Source organism: Verrucomicrobium spinosum DSM 4136 = JCM 18804 (genome assembly GCF_000172155.1).
In the GTDB taxonomy this organism is placed as follows: Bacteria; Verrucomicrobiota; Verrucomicrobiia; order Verrucomicrobiales; family Verrucomicrobiaceae; genus Verrucomicrobium; species Verrucomicrobium spinosum.
Map to the genome: position 1 here is coordinate 3,305,503 of NZ_ABIZ01000001.1, position 17,091 is coordinate 3,322,593.

13 protein-coding genes are annotated in these 17,091 nt (G+C 59.0%); 8 read left to right on the forward strand and 5 right to left on the reverse strand.

Annotated features, from left to right (window positions below; genetic code table 11):
• Positions 1 to 31: 31 nt before the first annotated feature.
• The 3 genes from VSP_RS35285 to VSP_RS35290 all read left to right on the forward strand — a co-directional run bounded on the left by VSP_RS35285 (position 32) and on the right by VSP_RS35290 (position 3,554).
• Positions 32 to 1,206, forward strand: a protein-coding gene (locus VSP_RS35285) for an IS3-like element ISVsp13 family transposase (RefSeq protein ID WP_086010718.1) whose coding sequence is annotated in 2 segments (ribosomal slippage) — positions 32 to 308 and positions 308 to 1,206 — 1,176 coding nt in all. Because the reading frame shifts where the segments join, the coding sequence is not laid out codon by codon here.
• Between the two features lie 311 nt (positions 1,207 to 1,517).
• Positions 1,518 to 1,784, forward strand: coding sequence for a hypothetical protein (locus tag VSP_RS13390; RefSeq protein WP_009961195.1), 267 nt, complete (start codon positions 1,518 to 1,520; stop codon positions 1,782 to 1,784).
• Positions 1,785 to 2,498: 714 nt separating this feature from the next.
• Entirely contained in the window at positions 2,499 to 3,554 is a 1,056-nt protein-coding gene (locus VSP_RS35290) for a transposase (RefSeq protein ID WP_009961196.1), read from the forward strand.
• Between the two features lie 6 nt (positions 3,555 to 3,560).
• On the opposite strand, the gene tnpB is transcribed toward VSP_RS35290, so the two are convergent.
• Together tnpB and VSP_RS39370 are read right to left on the reverse strand one after the other, a co-directional pair.
• Entirely contained in the window at positions 3,561 to 4,136 is a 576-nt protein-coding gene (gene tnpB / locus VSP_RS43970) for an IS66 family insertion sequence element accessory protein TnpB (RefSeq protein WP_081452532.1), read from the reverse strand.
• Between the two features lie 486 nt (positions 4,137 to 4,622).
• Positions 4,623 to 5,711 (reverse strand): L,D-transpeptidase family protein, encoded by a 1,089-nt coding sequence (locus VSP_RS39370; protein WP_009961199.1) that lies wholly within the window; start codon positions 5,709 to 5,711, stop codon positions 4,623 to 4,625.
• Between the two features lie 200 nt (positions 5,712 to 5,911).
• On the opposite strand from VSP_RS39370, the gene VSP_RS13410 reads away from it, so the two are divergent.
• From VSP_RS13410 to VSP_RS13420, 3 genes are read left to right on the forward strand one after another with little or no spacing between them, the layout of a single operon-like run.
• Positions 5,912 to 6,823, forward strand: a complete 912-nt coding sequence (locus VSP_RS13410; protein WP_009961200.1) for a sugar phosphate isomerase/epimerase family protein — start codon at positions 5,912 to 5,914, stop codon at positions 6,821 to 6,823.
• Positions 6,824 to 6,867: 44 nt separating this feature from the next.
• Complete coding sequence (locus VSP_RS13415; protein ID WP_009961201.1) at positions 6,868 to 9,117, forward strand: c-type cytochrome; 2,250 nt, start codon at positions 6,868 to 6,870, stop codon at positions 9,115 to 9,117.
• 8 nt (positions 9,118 to 9,125) lie between these two features.
• On the forward strand, positions 9,126 to 10,631 hold the full coding sequence (locus VSP_RS13420) for a DUF7133 domain-containing protein (protein WP_009961202.1): 1,506 nt from the start codon (positions 9,126 to 9,128) through the stop codon (positions 10,629 to 10,631).
• A gap of 1,091 nt (positions 10,632 to 11,722) precedes the next feature.
• Here the strand turns inward: VSP_RS13420 and ispE are convergent.
• On the reverse strand, positions 11,723 to 12,577 hold the full coding sequence (gene ispE / locus VSP_RS13430; protein WP_009961205.1) for a 4-(cytidine 5'-diphospho)-2-C-methyl-D-erythritol kinase: 855 nt from the start codon (positions 12,575 to 12,577) through the stop codon (positions 11,723 to 11,725).
• Between the two features lie 195 nt (positions 12,578 to 12,772).
• Between ispE and VSP_RS35300 the strand changes: the two genes are divergently transcribed.
• Entirely contained in the window at positions 12,773 to 14,353 is a 1,581-nt protein-coding gene (locus VSP_RS35300; protein WP_009961207.1) for a gluzincin family metallopeptidase, read from the forward strand.
• Between the two features lie 12 nt (positions 14,354 to 14,365).
• The gene (locus tag VSP_RS13445) at positions 14,366 to 14,713 is read left to right on the forward strand and encodes a VOC family protein (protein ID WP_009961209.1); all 348 of its coding nucleotides are present in this window, start codon (positions 14,366 to 14,368) and stop codon (positions 14,711 to 14,713) included.
• Positions 14,714 to 14,805: 92 nt separating this feature from the next.
• On the opposite strand, the gene VSP_RS13450 is transcribed toward VSP_RS13445, so the two are convergent.
• The gene (locus VSP_RS13450; protein WP_009961210.1) at positions 14,806 to 15,543 is read right to left on the reverse strand and encodes a DUF6794 domain-containing protein; all 738 of its coding nucleotides are present in this window, start codon (positions 15,541 to 15,543) and stop codon (positions 14,806 to 14,808) included.
• Positions 15,544 to 15,738: 195 nt separating this feature from the next.
• Positions 15,739 to 16,959, reverse strand: a complete 1,221-nt coding sequence (locus VSP_RS13455; RefSeq protein WP_009961211.1) for a KamA family radical SAM protein — start codon at positions 16,957 to 16,959, stop codon at positions 15,739 to 15,741.
• Positions 16,960 to 17,091 lie beyond the last annotated feature (132 nt).

A 17,091-nucleotide genomic window follows, 5' to 3' on the forward strand; every position in this document is an offset into this window, starting at 1 on the left:
GCTGGAGTAAACCAGAACCTGAAACTCGAAAATGAAAGCCAAACGTAGAAGACACGACCCCGAATTCAAGGCCCGAGTGGCGCTCGAAGCGCTCAAAGGCCTCAAGACCATTGCCGAGATTGCCAAGGAGTACGACATCCATCCTGTGCAGGTCTCTGACTGGAAGAAGACGCTCCAGGCTGGGATGGCCGGGGTCTTTGGTCAGGACCATGGCCGTGCCGACCAGGAGGAGCACGAGCGCGAACGGGCCCAGTTGCACTCCAAGATCGGGGAGCTGGCCGTGAAAGTGGACTTTCTGCAAAAAAAGTCCAAACAGCTCGGCATCTGGAACGACCTGCCGGGCTGGTCGAAAAAGAACACCCCGTTTTGAGCATGAGAAGCCAGTGTGAACTGCTGGGGGTGTGCCGCTCGATGCTAGCCTATGAGGCGGTGCCTGAGAGCGGTGAAGACCGCCGAATCATGAGGTTGCTTGATGAGCTCTACCTCAAGGATCCGTGCCTGGGGACCCGTCGCCTGGTGAAGGTGCTGGAGCGCGACCACGGCTTCAAGGCCAACCGCAAGCGCTTGCAGCGGCTGCGACGTCAGATGGGGCTGGAGGCCATCTACTGTCGTCCGCGCACGAGCCAGCCTGGAGACGGGCACCGCATTTATCCGTACTTGCTGCGGGAGATGGCCGTGGAGCGTCCCGACCAGGTGTGGTGCGCCGACATCACCTATGTGCCCATGGCGCGAGGCCACGCCTATCTGTGTGCAGTGATGGACTGGCACACGCGCAAAGTGCTGGGGTGGCAGGTGAGCAACACGATGGATGTGAACCTGTGTCTTGAGGCGCTGGAGATGGCGGTGAGGGAGACAGGGAGCAGGCCGGAGATCTTCAACACCGACCAGGGCAGCCAGTTTACCTGTGAGCAATGGACCGGGCGGATTGAAGAGCTGGGAGCGCGCATCAGCATGGACGGCAAAGGGCGGTGGATGGACAACGTGTTCATCGAACGGCTGTGGCGGAGCGTGAAGTACGAGGAAATCTACATACGCGAACATGGCACCATCCTTGAGCTTGAGCGGGGGCTGGCCCGGTGGTTTGAGCGCTACAACACATGGCGTCCCCACGAGGCCCTGGGCTACCAGACACCTGAGCAAGCCTACAAGGGCATTGCGAAGCTGCCTGCGACAGTGCCGAGGATGCCCATGGCTCTTGCCGCATGAACACACCAAGCGGCCTTCCAGAGCCCGCTTGGATGCCCCCCAGGGGCGGCGGTCCGACCGAAGGGGTTGTTGCACTTCAGGCTCTCCGCTTCGCTCCGAGCCTTTCGTTACACAACCCCATCGGTCGGAAGTGCAATGAGGAAGTTGACATCAAGACAGAACCAAACTAACCCAATGAACAGCCAGCCCACCATAGCTTAACTTCCAGCAACTCTGGCCGAAGAACGGGGTCCACCTCAGGCAATGATGTGTCGATTGGAGGGATGTGGCGAACCGACCCCTCTGCATGCAATCACTTTAGAAGATGAATTATGAAAGATCGTTTATTTCTAAGTTGGCTCTGGTTGTTCGGGGTTCCGTCGTTACTTATTTGCGACATGGCATTGGAAAACTTGACTGCGTGGACGTCCCAAGTGCAAGATGCGCTAAAATTGGACGTGGGGAAAGATGCTCCAGATATCGAGTTTTTGAGAGAGGGGGTGGGTTGGTCATGGGTCGCGTTGCGTTGGCTCTTGTTGGGCACTATCCTTTTTGGCGTGACAAAATCTATTCGAGCATTTTCAAAAGGTGAAAAGTGACAACCCATAGCAGGCCGTGCCAACAGACTGCTTCCCGAAAAATAAGCACCAAAACAAGCGTCTCGTGAGCAGAGGCTTTGTGGGCTTGCTCTCTTACCATCCGAACGCATCAACACACGGTCCCGCCACCATCCAGTGTTCGTCCCCGGCAACCGTTGGGGAGGGTTAAGCGGTGTTTTTCAACCTGCCTCTTGCACACGAACCGGGTTAGACACGCGACTTGTCTGGCTATGTCATGGGCACCATGCTGGCAGGCCAGTTGCGGTCAATTTGCGTCGCTGTTTCCTGTTGAAGGGGTGTGCCCGCCTCTGTGGTTGATAACTTGAAACCTCTTATGGTTTAAAAATTGCGCCATATGAACAAACTCCTGAAGATAAGTGTAATGCGCCTCTCTAAGCTACGGCTCTTGGTTATAGGGGCGTGCCTGATCGCATGTGGGCGTGATTCTGGGCCATCTTGGCAGAGATTCGCCCTTTCGGGATTTTCTGATTTTGAGTGCCCAGTCGCTCTAAAGGAGGATCCACGAAGTGGGAAGGGCGAAGACAAATGGTCTTTCTACTACAGCCGTGACGACGGCACGTTAAATGTGGCTGTGAGTGGTTTTTTTCACATTCCAGACTATGATAGAACTGAGGGGGAGAGTAAGTGCGAAAAGACAGGCTATTACAAGAAAAAGAAAGTTGACCGCGTTCCATTTTTGGGCGATGGGCCGTCATGGCCTCGCCTCGATACTTTGCCGATCCGCTGGTTCCGGTTGCGTACTACCACTGCATTTCTCGGGTGGTTGAGCGGCGGCTGGCGTTTGGACCGGAGGAGAAGGAGCAGTTTGTGCGGCTCATGCGGGCCTATGAGGTGTTCTGCCAGGTGCGGGTGTTGTCCTATTGCGTGATGTCCAATCACTTCCACATCATGGTGGAGGTCAGGAAGCGGCCTGAAGGGGAGGTGTATTCGGATGAATGGCTGCTGAAGCAGGTGGCGCTGATCTATTCCAAACCGGCGGTGCGGATGCTCAAGGAGACGCTGGAAACCTTTCGCAGCCAGGGGCATGACGCGGCGGCAGAGGAGCTCAAGGAAAGATACCTGGGCCGGATGTGGGATGTGAGCCAGTTCATGAAGGAGCTCAAACAGCGCTTCAGCTTGTGGTTCAACAAGAGGGAGAATCGCAAAGGCACGCTCTGGGAGGAGCGCTTCACCAGTGTGCTGCTGGAAGGTGAGCTGGCCACGCTCTCGGTGATGAGTGCCTACATTGATCTCAATCCGGTGCGGGCGGGACTGGTGGAGGATCCCAAGGACTACCGGTGGTGCAGCTATGCGGAGGCGGTAGCGGGTGGACGCAAGGCGTTGTCAGCCCTGTACACGATCACGAATGAGCACCGGGCGCATGAGCGGAACCAGCCAGGGGGCTCGCAGCGGATTCCCAGTGCGGCCAAGGTCCTTTCCGGCTACCGGGTATGGCTCTTTGGCCAGGGGGAGGAGGTTCGAGACGGTCACGGCTCCGACAGCCAGGTGTTGCGCAAGGGGATCAAGCGCGAGGTGGTGGAGCAGGTGCGCACGGAAGACGGCAAGCTGACCCTCGCGGAGACGCTGCGCCACCGGGTGACGTACTTCACGCTAGGTGTGGCCTTGGGAAGCCGGGGGTTTGTGGATGAGTTCTTTGAGGCGCGGCGGGAGCAGTTTGATGCCCGCCGCCAACGAGGTGCCCGCCCCATGAAGGGCGGAAGTTTTGCCGGAATGTTCGCCTTCCGAGCGCCGAGAGTCGGGGTGGTGTGAGGGCAATCAGGGGTGCCGCAAAGAAGGGTGGCTCGCATTAACGGCTATAGGGGGCCAAGGGGTATTGTGCCCCTGGGGAGTCTGTGGATTTGTATCCAGGAAGAGTGCTGATTGCTGCCTGGAATGCTGCGGGTAATTCCGCCGAGGGGTGTGAAATGGGGCAGAGATTGGAGGCATGCCTCCAATGATGATTTGGATTGTGATTTTCTCTTCTGGGTTTGCGTATAGCCTGTCTTTGCACATTTCTGTCTTTGCACATTGTCTTTGCCACCAGCCCGAACCGTCCCAGTAGAGGATCTTGAGCACCGAGTGGCGCCTGTTGCTGAAGACAAAGAGCGAGCCGCTGCGGGGATCGTCCTGCAGGTTTGCGTATAGCCTGTCTTTGCGCATTGCCTGTCTTTGCACATTGCGGCGGTTCAGAATGGTGAGCGATGGCTCTTGCATGTGGGGGATGCTTATTACTTGCAAGCCGAGCTCTCGACGGATGATCATCCGGTGTCGGCGCTGGCGGCGATGCGGGCCGAGGATGACTGGTTGCGGCGGGCGAGTTTGGAGGAAATGCGTCGTTTGGTAAGGGACCATGCCGCGGAAATTGATTTAGTGGGTTACCACGACTTTGGAGAGTTTCCGTCTGGGGTGTGAAATAGGATTGGAGCGGTCCTGGCTGTGATCATCCTGGAAGGGGGCTGACACGGTTTGTAGAACTCACTTCGGAGTTCCGATCTCCTTGGTGATGTACCCAGGGTGGTGGCTCGTGCCTCGCCTTACACTGGGCTGGAATGTTTGACGCCTTTGGCGTCAGGTGCCCTGATTCACGTAACTACCTTGCTTCGGGTGTTCGTGGGTTGGGAGCGGTGATTCCTGCCGCGCTGTTCCCGATTCCGCGGTGTCTGCTTCACACAGGACTCCCGAAAGCGGTGATTCTCACCGCAGTCCCAAAATTCCGCTGCGCGGAATCAGGTGGTGGTGACGTGGAGTGGATAGGAGCGGTATCTAGCCTCCCATCTTGAAAATGCAAAGGATGACACCAGCCAGACGGGCGGGCGTGTTGAGGCCCGGGTCCTTCCCTTACGGAATAATATGCACCTCGTCGCCCACGCGGACCATGCCGAAGACCTTCTTGGCGATTTCGTAGGGGAGGCGGATGCAGCCGTGGGAGGCGGGGCGACCGGTCACATAGCCGCTGTGCAGACCGATGGAGCTACAGTTCAGCCGCATGAAGTAGGGCATGGGCACCTTGTAGATGGTGGAGGTCCAGTCCTTGTACTTGTTGGTGATGACGTAGCGACCGGCAGGGGTGCGATAGCCAGCACGGCCGGTGGAGATCTTGGTGTCGATCTGCCGTACGCCTTCGATTTCCACCCAGGCCTTTTGATTGCTGAGATCCACGGTGACCAGAATGTGGGGCTCGGACTCGGGTTGGCGGCCCAGGAGGATGCGCATGACGTACAAGTAGCGCCGGTCGGCCGCGAAATTGATCGCGTACCGGTAGCTGGGCATCGTGTGCGCCTGCTTGTTGGCCCCGTATTCCAGCAGGAGCGCGACAGCTTCCACATCACCGCGGCCCGAGCACGCCATGAGCGGGGTAATGTTCTTCTCCCGCTTCAGCTGCCAGCGGAGGAATTCATCACTTACAGAATTGATAATCTCCGATGAAACAGGGGAGGCGAAGGGCTTGCTGGGATTGCCCCCGGCGGCCAGGAGGGCTTTCAACAGGAAAGGATGGCGACGCAGAGAGGCCAGGACTACCGGCGTCTGGCCGTCGGCTCCCGCCATGTTGGGATCGGCCCCATGCAGCAGCAGAAAGATCGCCATGGCTGGCTGGCCAGAGCGAAGGGCCAGACACAGGGGGGTATCCTTCTCTGGCGTGATCTCGTTGGCCGAGTACCCTTCATTCAGCAGACCTGCTACGAGTTCCTGATCGCCCGCGAGCACGGCCTCATAGATGCCGGGCTGCCCGGGCACTTGATTTACGGCACTTGCTGGCAGGCTGGGGGCCACCGTCGCGGGCAGTTCCGTCACCTCAGCTCGCTTGGGCATCTCCGTCACAGCATTGGAGCGCCGCGTGCTGGTCTCCATTGACAGGAGTTCTTCCGCCTCCAGGCTGGAGAGAGCAAGAATGGGCAAGCACAAGGCCGCGAGATAGAGCGGTTTCATGAATCGCCGTAGGTGAGAGTCGGGGAATAATGTGGGGGAAAACACGATCTGCAAGCGGTGTCTTGTCTCTATTCGCCGATGACCTATTGGGTGAACTCCAAAAACCGGGAAAAAGTCGGAAAAGTTTACGGCATGAGTCTGCGTTAGACTTTCTCCCCATTTTGCCCAGTTGCCTCTGATTGACTTTCGACCCCCCCACCATGAGACGCCGCGACTTTCTTCGATCTGCCACGCTGGGTACTGCTGCCCTCGCGATTTCCCCTGCACCCAGTGCGGAGGCCCCTTTTGCCTTTCAATACCTCACCAGCTCCGCGATGTACGGCAATCTCCCGCTGGAGGCGGTGATTGCTGAGACCCCCAAGACTGGTGCGGCGAGTCTGGATGTGTGGCCGCGCAGGCATGGCACCCAGCGCGAGCAGATGGACGAGCTCGGGCATGAGAAGGTGGCGGCCCTGCTGGAGACCCATAAGGTGAAGCTCGACTGCATCACCCGCTACGATCTGGGCCCGTTCAAGCTTCAGGAGGAGATGCTGGTACTCAAGAAGTTCGGCGGCAAAGTGCTGGTCACGGGAGGTTCCGGACCGGTGGGACTGACAGGGCCAGATCTGAAAAAAGCGGTCCAGGAATTTGTGGAGAAGCTGAAACCTCATCTGGCAAGAGCCGGGGAGCTCGGGCTGACCATCGCCATCGAGAACCACGGCAAGAACTTGATCGACGCCCCCGACGCCATTCGCTGGCTCGCGGAGTTCGGCAAGGATCTGCCGTTGGGCATTGAACTCGCCCCCTATCACCTGCCGCAGGATCCGGAGCTCATCGCTGGGCTGATTCGCGAACTTGGCAGCAAGCTCACGGTCTTCCTGGCCTGGGAGTACGGGATGGGGTGCATGAAACCCATGCCTAAGGACGAGGAACTGCAGCAACTGCCCGGGCGGGGCAAGTTGGACTTTGTCCCCATTGTGAAGGCTCTCAAGGAGGTCCGGTTTGGCGGATACACGCAGGTCTTCATGCATCCCACGCCGCGGGGCATCCCGATCCTGCCCACGGCAGAGCAGACCACCGCAGAGATCAACCGCTCCCGAACTTATCTGGAAAACTGTCTCGCCAAGGCCTAGGTCAGACTTGTGGCCACCGCGTTCATCTACCTCACTGCCCCGGCATGCTCCTGCTGCGTTACCTCACTCCTCTGGCACTCTGTCTGGTCCTCGTCGGTAAATCTGCCGCCCATCCTGGACAGGCAGACCCTGTTGAATACCCCTTCGTGGCGGGCTTTGACCGCTTCTACTCTGCGGAGGATGATGAAGATCACCTCGCGCAGGGCGGGATGCTCCTGCTCCAGGAGTTCAACTGCACCGGCTGTCATGTTGCGCCCAAGGGCTGGGAGGATCGCCTGGAAACTCGCCCTAAAGTGGCTCTGGATGGAGTTGGCAGCCGATTGAGTGCCGATGAACTCTGGTTCTTTATCCGGAGTCCCCAGCATCGGAAGAAAGGCACCCTCATGCCGGGCTTGTTTGCGGGCGAGGATCGGGATCCGAAGGTGGTGGAGGCGCTGACGGTGTACCTCTCCAGCCTGAAAAAGGAGCCAAAGAAGTTCCCCCAAGGGGATGTGGAGCGAGGTCGCCAGCTCTACCACACGATCGGCTGTGTGGCCTGCCATGAACCTGCTGCGCTCACGGACTACAAGCCCATCGAAGCCCCGCCCGGACTGGATGTGGAAAAGCCGGGACTGCCGTCTGTGCCCCTGCTGCTGGCGGACAAATACGACTTCCATGCCCTGGCGGCGTTCCTTCAGGATCCGCTGAGCATCCGCCATGCCGGCCGGATGCCCGCCACGGAGCTCTCCGACCAGGAATCGGCCGATGTGGCTGCGTACCTCCAGTTAAACCGCGAACCCTCGAACACCATGGAGCGCACGCTGCTGGCGTTGCCTCCTCAAACCCCGGAGGAGGGGCGCAAGCAGTTCGTGGCCCAGGGCTGTACGGCCTGCCATGACGCTGGCAAGGTGGAGCCTCTGCCCCGAGTGAAGCCGCTGAAAGAGGTGCGGGTGACGGAGGGATGTCTCTCCACTACAAAGAAGGCGGGCATTCCCGACTACGGTATGAGCGATCTCCAGCGGCGGGCCCTGCTGCTGGCGCTGAAGGAGGTGCAGGGCACTGCTCCGCAGCCGCGGTCCACCCTGCAGACGGTGGATGCCTTCCTCATGAAGATGAACTGCTACGCCTGCCACGAATGGCGGGGCACGGGTGGGCTGGAGGAGCCACGGGCGCAGTACCTGACCGTGTACGAGGCTGCCGCGCACTCTCTGGGTGAACTGGGCCGCCTGCCGCCCAAGCTGGATGTGGCAGGGCGGAAGCTCACAGACGAATGGTTTGCCAAACTGCTCTGGGGCACCGGGGGAGGGGTGCGGTCTTACATGACCACCCGCATGCCCCGCTTTGGCCAGGACAACTGTGTAGGCTTCCTGCCTGCCCTCAAGGAGTCGGCCAAATCGGAGAAGCCGGTTGCGATCGATACCAGCGGTCTGCTCAAACACCATCGTTCCGAACTGGGACGCGGGCTCATGGGGGTGGGCACTGGCGGCCTGGGTTGTGTGTCCTGTCACGGGCTGAAGGACCGCAAATCTCTGGGCGTGCCGGTGATCAATCTTACCCACACCGTGCACCGGCTGACGCCAGAGTATTTCAAAGAACTCCTGCTCAACCCCCAGGTCACCCAGCCGGGCACCTTGATGCCGCCGCTCTTCATGGGCCGGAAGAAGGCCGACCAGGAAATCGAGCAGCTCTGGACCTATCTCAAAGAGCTCGACCAATCCCGTCTGCCGGAGGGGCTTCTCCAGACCGGAGACTATGAGATCAAGCCGGAGAAGTCCGTCCGGCCTGTGGTGTTCCGTACCTTCCTGGAAGGCGCGGGCATGCAGGCTGTGACCGTGGGCAGCCCCAAAGGTGTGCATGCCGCCTTCGATGCGCTCGAAATGCACTGGGCTGTGGTGTGGAAGGGGCGCTTCATTGATGCCATGACCACATGGGAAGAGCGGGCCATGACCCCGGCGAAGCCGCTGGGCACCTTGGGACCTGTCCTGCCACCGCGCATGCCCTTGGCCCGCCTGAAGTCCGCCAGTGACGGCTGGCCCGAAGCAGTTGGGGAGGCGGCAGGATACCACTACAGCGGCTACCGCCTGGATAAAGACGGCACTCCCATCTTCCTCTATGAGGTGGGTGGACTGAAGGTGGAGGATTCCATGAGCTCGGCTCCCAAAGGGGACGGACTGCTCAGGAAGATCAAGATTACCGGGGCCAGCGATGCGGTTGCAGAAGGCTGGTACTACCTTGGCCTGGGCAAGGCCGCCCAACCTGAATCCGTGAGCCTCACCAAGGGGATGGTAGAGTTCGAGGAATACATCAAGTTTTAACACGCGACATGCGAAAGTACCTCTCCTCCGGGCTGCCCATGCTGGCCGCCCTCCTCATGGCCCACCTTCCATCGGTGGCACGGGCTGTTGGCTCGAACCCTGCCTACACGGTCACGCCCTATGTGCTGCCCGATGGCGTAAAGCTGGAGGCCAGCGGCCTGGCTCTGCTGCCCGATGGGCGGCTGGCGGTCTCCGTCCGCAAGGGGGAAATCTGGATACTGGAACATCCTGAGGCTGACCCCACGGATGCCAAGGCCGTGGGCTACCGTCTCTTTGCCTCCGGATTGCATGAGCCCCTGGGGCTGCTCTGGCATGATGGCGCTCTGTACACCGTGCAGCGCTCGGAGCTGACGAAGATCCGCGACACTGACGGGGATGGGGTTGCCGATGAGTATCTGGCCGTGGCGAAGGGCTGGGGAGTGAGCGGAAACTACCACGAGTACGCCTACGGACCGGTTCTGGACCGGGACGGGAACTTCTGGATCACTCTGAACGCCTCCATGGGTGGGCCGGTGAAGCTCGCCGGTCACCGCATGCAGGAAAAACACTGGCGTGGCTGGGCGGTGAGCGTTTCACCTGATGGCAAACTGTCCCCAATGAGTGCGGGTCTCCGCTCGCCCTGCGGGATTGCCGTGAACGAGGAGGGGGACGTTTTCTGCACGGACCAGCAGGGCAACTGGTGGAGCACCAACCCGCTGCTCCATCTGCGCAAGGGCGCGTTCTTTGGTCACGCGGAGTCTCTGCCGGATGCCCAGCTTCCGGAGTCGCCGGTGGCAGATCCCGGGAAGCTGCCCCAGGGCATCACCGTGGTGGAGGCCTCCCGCCAGGTAAAGGGGTTTGCGCTGCCGGCCGTATGGTTCCCGTATGTGAAGGCGGGGCAGAGCCCCACAGGGTTGGTCTGCGACCTCACGGGCGGAAAGTTTGGTCCGTTTGAGAAGCAGATGTTCGTGGGGGAGTTTGTTCTTTCTGGCGTGAACCGCGTCTTCCTGGAAAAAGTCGGCGGTGAGTATCAGGGAGCAGTGTTCCGGTTCCAAGACGGCTTGCAGAGCGCCGCCCTCAGTCTGGCTTTTCTGAAAGATGGCTCGCTGCTGGTGGGCGAGTCCAACCGGGGCTGGAACTCGCAGGGCACACGTTCGTTCGGTCTGGAACGCATCCAGTGGACTGGTCAGACACCCTTTGAGGTCCAGAAGATGGAAGCTCAACCTGATGGTTTCCGGGTGACCTTTACCGATGAGGTCGATACAGGGACCGCCAGCAACCTGGGCAGCTACCAGATGAGCAGCTACACCTACCTCTACCACCAGAAGTACGGTGGAGACGAGGTCGAGACCCAAAAAGTGACCATTTCCCAGGTCGTCTTGGAGCCCGGTGGGAGAAGTGTTCTTCTGAGGTGTGAGGGTCTCCGGGAGGGCTATGTGCACGAGTTGATCATGCCCGGAGTGCGCTCAAAGAAGGGGGTGCAACTCACTCATGCTGAGGGCTATTATACGCTGAACCGACTTCCAGGGAAATGAGGGGTGTCCGGTCCGTGAAAATTATTTCAAAAAAAATGACCCCGCATTGAACGCACGGGTTGGGAGCAACTCTAATCTATCTGTAGTGCTGAGTGAGTGATTACCAGCGCTGCTGTCTTGAGAGTGATTGGTTGTTGTCAATCAAACCCGCGCAAGCGGGATATGTGTTGAGGTTGATGCCAAAAGGGCTGGGCGAATGGGAGTTCGCCCAGCCCAACTCTTTTTAGGGTGGATGCCAACAGGGAAAAAGTGGCGCAGGCGGATTGCCTCCCTTTTACCAAAAAATCTGACGGGCTGGCGTGGCGCCAGTTCTTGGCAACGACAGGGCGCGGTCAGGAATGCAAGACGTCGAGGGGGCATCTCGTGTAATCCAAGTCGTCAGGCATGATTCAGGATCTTCGGCCCACCTGAAGGGCAATCCTTCGGCACAGGCATGACGGATGCACCATCGCGCGGCTCCGTGGGCAATGCTTTTTTAAGGAGGAGCGCCCAGCCAAGGCAAGCCGTCGAGAATGGCACCAGGATCCGTCCTGACAATTTGGGATTCTTTGAACACTCTCTCCCTCGCTGATACTAACTCCTCTGTAGTGCTGAGTGAGTGATTGCCAGCGCTACTGTCTTGAGAGTGATTGGTTGTTGTCAATTAAGTAAGCCCGCGGAAGCGGGATATGTGTTGAGGTTGATGCCAATAGGGCTGGGCGAATGGGAGTTCGCCCAGCCCAATTTTTATTTGTGACGATTTGGTCGCTTTGGCTTTACAATGTAATAGCATCGATGATACAGGTCGCATCGATGAAACTAACCCCCATCCTACTCGCTCTAGTTGCTCTGATTATTCAGACCTCCTGTGCCTCTCGTCCCCATGTCGGGGATATCGTCTCTGAGAAAGTCGTACGCTTTGCAGGGAAGAGTTTTGTGCAGCAGCGGATTTTGCTCACCACGGACCCCTACGAGACTGAGTTGCGCACGATTCAGCTCAGATAGCCGATAAAGTTATCGGATAACCGAGGGGCTTGTTTGAAACGAATTGTGCCTGAAGAGCCCAGAATTTGGTGCCGCTCGGCTTCACCATCAAACCATTCAAACAAGCCCTACAGGGAGCCAGCCCGCACCACCTTCACCCAGGTGGTTTCACCACAGTATGCAGTCGCCTTGGCAGCCAGGGCTGCTGCATCCCTCTCAGACTCCGCAACTGCAAAGACGGTTGAACCAGAGCCTGACATCAGGGCGGCGCGGGTTTCTGCTTGATCCAGAAGCCACATTTTTAGGGTGGGGAGGAGGGACCACTTCTCAAAGACCGGGCGCTCCAGGTCATTCACCATGGGTCCCCAAGGGCAGAGCTGCGGGGCGTAGAGCACCCCTTGAAGCGGGTGGGACGTGCTCCACTGCTTGTACGCCCAGGGAGTCGGGATGCCAAAGGGCGGTTTGACCAAGACCACAGGGAGCTGCCAGGGGAAGTCCACAGGAGTCAAGATTTCACCCCGGCCGGTGGCATCACACACGGCGTCGTACAGGAAAAACGGTACATCGGACCCCAGTTGGGAGCCGAGTGTGACCAGAGTTTCCTGGGTAAGAGGGCTTCCAGACAGCAGGTTGAGCCCTCGCAGGGTCATGGCAGCGTTGCTGCTGCCGCCGCCCAGGCCCGCCCCGTGGGGAATGCGCTTTTCCAGATGCAAGCTCCAGGACTGGACCGTCCCCGTCGCTTTTTCGAAGGCGCGCACGGCCTTCATCACGAGATTCGTCTCATCTGTGGGTAGGGACGAGTCGGTGCAGGTCAGGTCGCTTTTCCCAGCAGTTGCTCCCTCAGAGAAGGACAGGGTGTCACTCAGGTCCAGCGGGCAGAGGCGGGTGTCGAGAGCATGAAAACCGTCCTCCCGCTTGCCTAGCACACGCAGGTGCAGGTTGATCTTGGCGGGGGAGGTGAGCTGGAGAACGGGTGACGACATTACCTTCGTGAATACGCGGTTCAGGCCTCTGGTCAACGAGGATGCTTCCCGATGCGAATGTTCAAAAAAGCCAGACGAATTGTCCAAAAAACTTGTCAAATTCCCGCTAATTCAAGTAGCCTTGGCAAAAATTCACCAGGACCTTTGAGGAGGGTTCATGGGGCGGACATCTGGCACGTTTTTGTCATTCACGTCATGAAGAATCTCAAGCGACCCCCTGCTAAGAAGTCGCCAGCAAAGACGGCCGCTCCGCTCGCAAAGAAACCAGCGCTGGTAAAGTCAAAGGCTGTACCGGGAACCATTCCGGCTGGGCAGAAACCATCGCCCCAATCGGCTGCAAAACCCCCAGCGAAGCCCTCCACTCCTGCGGTGGTGTTGATCGCCGCCTGGGAGGATGATCCTGAGTCGGGCTTGAAGCTGGCCCATCGCTCGCCAGCCACCCTCACTCTGGGGAGCCTGCCGCTCCAGTTGCGGGGAGAGGCTCCCAAGCCCGGGTTGTACCCGCCAGGGACTGATAATTTTCGATACTGGAATGTCGCCGACGCCCTACGCCGGGCAAGGGAGGTCTGGAGGCCCCATCTACCCGAGACCGTGCACTGGCAGGGTGGGGCACCTCTGGAGGTGGACGTGGCCGGTACGGATGACCTCAACGCTTACTACGACCGGAAGAGCCTTTCCTTCTTTTTGGGGGAGGTCAAAGGGCGGCTCATTCATACCGCTGAGAGCCCTGACATTGTCGCCCATGAACTCGGGCATGCCGTGCTGGATGCCCTTCGGCCGGATTTGTGGGACGCTGCGCTCGATGAGGTGGCGGCGTTTCACGAGTCGTTTGGGGATATCACAGCGTTGTTGACCGCCTTGCAGTTGGAGTCGGTCTGCGAACACGTCATCAAAGAGACAGGAGGGCTGATTTATCAGAATTCCACCCTGTCACGCATCGCCGTGCAGTACGGGAAGGCAGTGCACGATCTGAACTCGGGCTCTGCGCCACCGGACTGCCTGCGGAATGCGGTAAACTCATTGTTCTACCGTGAGCCCATGCACCTGCCGCCCATGGCACCGCATTCGGAGCTGTCCTCAGATCCCCACTCATTCTCCCGCGTATTCACTGCTGGCTTCTTTGAGGCCATGGCGGGCATGCTCAAGGTGCATGCGGCTGAGCCGACTGCCAGAGACCTTCTCTCCGTCGCAAAAGACGCCGCCGCCCTGCTGGCCAAGGCCGTGCGGACGGCAGCGCTGAGCGCGGCGTTCTACAGTGAGGTGGCGGCGCAGGTGATTTGGGCGGACGCTCCCCTTTTCGGCGGCAAGTATGACGAGGTGCTCCGGAGCGCCTTTGTGCGTCGGGGTCTGTTGAGCCTGGAAGCGGTGCGCAGCCTGCGTGCGGAGGCGAATCGGGCGCTCAATGCCGGTAAACCTACCCCGGGAGGCGATGAGATGCCTCGTGGTCGCGACATGATGATGCGTGCTACGGCCTACGGCTTGGGTGAGGGGGCGCTGGTTGTGAGGACAGCTTCGTTTTCACGTCGCGGCATGATTGCTCCGGCCGCTCCGGATGCCGGGTCCACGCCAGTACCGGGAGTGGAGCAGGCCACGCAATCCTTTCTGGAAACGCTGTTTCGAAGGGGGCGCGTGGATTTCAGCCTCTGTAAACCAGGTCTGAGCAGCGTGCCGCACACCCACGTGAAGCGGAAGACTCACTATCTGGTGGAACAAAATGGGCAGTATCACTTGCGCCGCCGATGTTTTGATGAAGGGTTCGAGGACTTGATCGCCTAGACGAACCCTCGCATGAAACTCGAGAAGGTAAAGTACGTCCTCATGGCCCGGGACATGGATCGGGCCGTTGCGTTTTATGTTGGCACCTTTGGCCTGAGAGAGGGCTTTGTCAGTCCTTGGTGGTCAGAGCTTCTGTTTGGCGATGCCATCGTGGCCTTGCACGGAGGAGGGGAAGGGGAACAAACCGCCACCGGCCTCAGCTTCCAGGTGGATGATGCCGCCGCGGCATGTGGCGTGATCGAGGTGGCTGGCGGGAGCATCGTAGAGCCGCCGGTGCAACGTGAAGGCGAGCCGATCAAGCTGGGAAGGTTTGCAGATCCAGCGGGGAATCTGGTGATGCTGACGGAGTATCTGGGGTGAACTAAGGTCGATGAGTCAATATTGCCTTGGCAGTCACAGCCGTCCTTTGTGGGGGGCGACTCCGTGAAAGTGGCTTGCCTCGCATGATGCAGTCACTTCACCACCTCGAACTCAGCAGGGGGCTCCGGCCAGGCATGGGGTTCGTGGAATACCAGTTCGATGTTGGGCGGTGCGTGTCGGACTGTAAATCCGTTGCGCCAGGAGATCCAGTTCAGGTACATGCTGATTGGCACGGGATTCCCTTCGAACTCCGCCCGTGTGTAGCCATCGAGGTTGGGAGATCCTGAAGTCGTGATGTGAAGGTGGTGGCCGGCTTCATTGGCAAGCTGCGTGTCGATCTGGTCTTGTATCTGGGCAATTATTTCGCCGATACGGGCAAGATGAAATCCTTGGTAGTCGATTTTAATATTCTCCATATATTGGAACTGTTCATCAATCGCCTTGACCAGCGCGGGAGATTCCTTGGCGCGTACCGAGTGCCACAGCGCCCCCAAGATGATCCCTGAGCAGTCGTCGGCGCCCAATTTTCCGCAAGAGTACTGCAATGGTAAGTTCCGTCCCCATAGACCAAATTCGTTGCGAATTTTCATGCCAAGGGACAAGTGCATGTTGGTTAGCGCCAGTGGCTTCGGAGTCCGGAGCATCCAATCCCGCGTGTCGGCGGGAAGGTCTCGTTCGAGACTGCGCACCGCTCCCGCCACGGTCCAAGGTTGGTCGAACGGGAAGATAACCCACGCGATTCCTGTAACCAGAAGTAGGAGCGTGGCCAGTTTGACGGCGAGCTTCAGAGATACGCGGAAGAGCTTCTTGCGTGCGGTGGTGACTGGCATGGTGACGCATTTGAGAACTCCCTTACACTGATCCCTGGATCTAAAACAGGCGACGGGAGGACAATCAAGGAAGGCCCTGTATAATCGTGGTGAAAGCAGAACCCGAAGCCTCTCCCCCGTTTCGAAGAAAAAGACTCAAAGCCCTCTCGAGGGGGGAGGGGGGCTTGAGTCTCAAGATGATCGAAGACGGAGGCCTTACCACTTGGCCGATGGTGCCCAGGTCATGGACAGACGATTGGTGCCGCTGGCAAAGAGGTTTGCGGATTTGGCGGTCTCCGGTTCGGGGTAGTCGAACACTTTGCCCTCGTAGTTGCGGATGAGGGTGTGGTGACTGTCCTTGGCAAGCACGTATTCCGGGTTCACTGGCACCTTGCCGCCACCGCCTGGAGCGTCGATGACGAATTGGGGCACACCGTAGCCAGTGGTGTGGCCACGAAGGCTCTCGATGATCTCCAACCCCTTGCTCACGCTGGTGCGGAGGTGTGAGCTGCCTTGAATGAGGTCGCACTGGTAGAGATAGTACGGGCGCACGCGGCTCATGAGCAGCTTGTGCACCAGAGCCTTCATCACTTCTGGATCGTCGTTAACGCCACGCAGGAGCACGCTCTGGTTTCCCAGCGGGATGCCGTGATTGGCCAGGCGTTCGAGAGCTTCTTTGACCTCAATGGTGATTTCACGCGGGTGGTTGGTGTGCACACTCATCCACAAGGGATGGTACTTGGCGAGCATGGTGCACAGTTCGGGCGTGATGCGCTGGGGCAGGAAGATCGGCACCCGGGAACCGATACGAAGGAACTCGATGTGGGGGATGGCACGAAGGCGTTTGAGGATGCCTTCCAACTTTGCGTCGGAGAAGAGAAGGGCGTCGCCCCCGCTCAACAAGACATCCCGCACCTCGGTGTGGGCTTCCAGATACTTGAAGACGGCTTCAAACTCTGTGTGCAATTCCTGGTCCCCTACGCCGCTCACCACGCGGCTACGGGTGCAGTAGCGGCAGTAGCTCGCGCAACGGTCCGTCACCAGGAAGAGCACGCGGTCTGGATAGCGGTGTACCAAGCCGGGCACTGGCATGTGGGAATCCTCGCCACAGGGGTCGGACATCTCATCCGGGTCATCCCAGGTCTCCTCGATGCGGGGGATCACCTGGCGACGGATGGGGCAGTCGGGATCCGTGGGGTGAATCAGGTTGAAGAAATGGGGCGTGATTGCCATGGCCAGCTTGTTGCCGGAAAGCAGCACTCCGGCGCGCTCTTCCTCGCTCAAGACCAGATGCTCCTCCAGTTTGGCCAGAGAGTTGACCCGGTTCTTCAACTGCCACTGGGCGCTGTTCCACTCCGCTTCGGATACGTTCTTGTCTTTCCAATAGCCGGGGGCGTGGCTGCGGAACGCTTTTTCAGGAAGTCTGGATGTGAGCATGGAGTGTTGTGCCGTGATGCTAGAACGACCGTTGTTAGTGTCAAATTCGTAAGAAGTACGACAGCTGCGGCTGTCGTGGTCACCTTCTGGATTGAAACTTTTCATGGGGATTGGTTGCTGCGGGATGGAAAT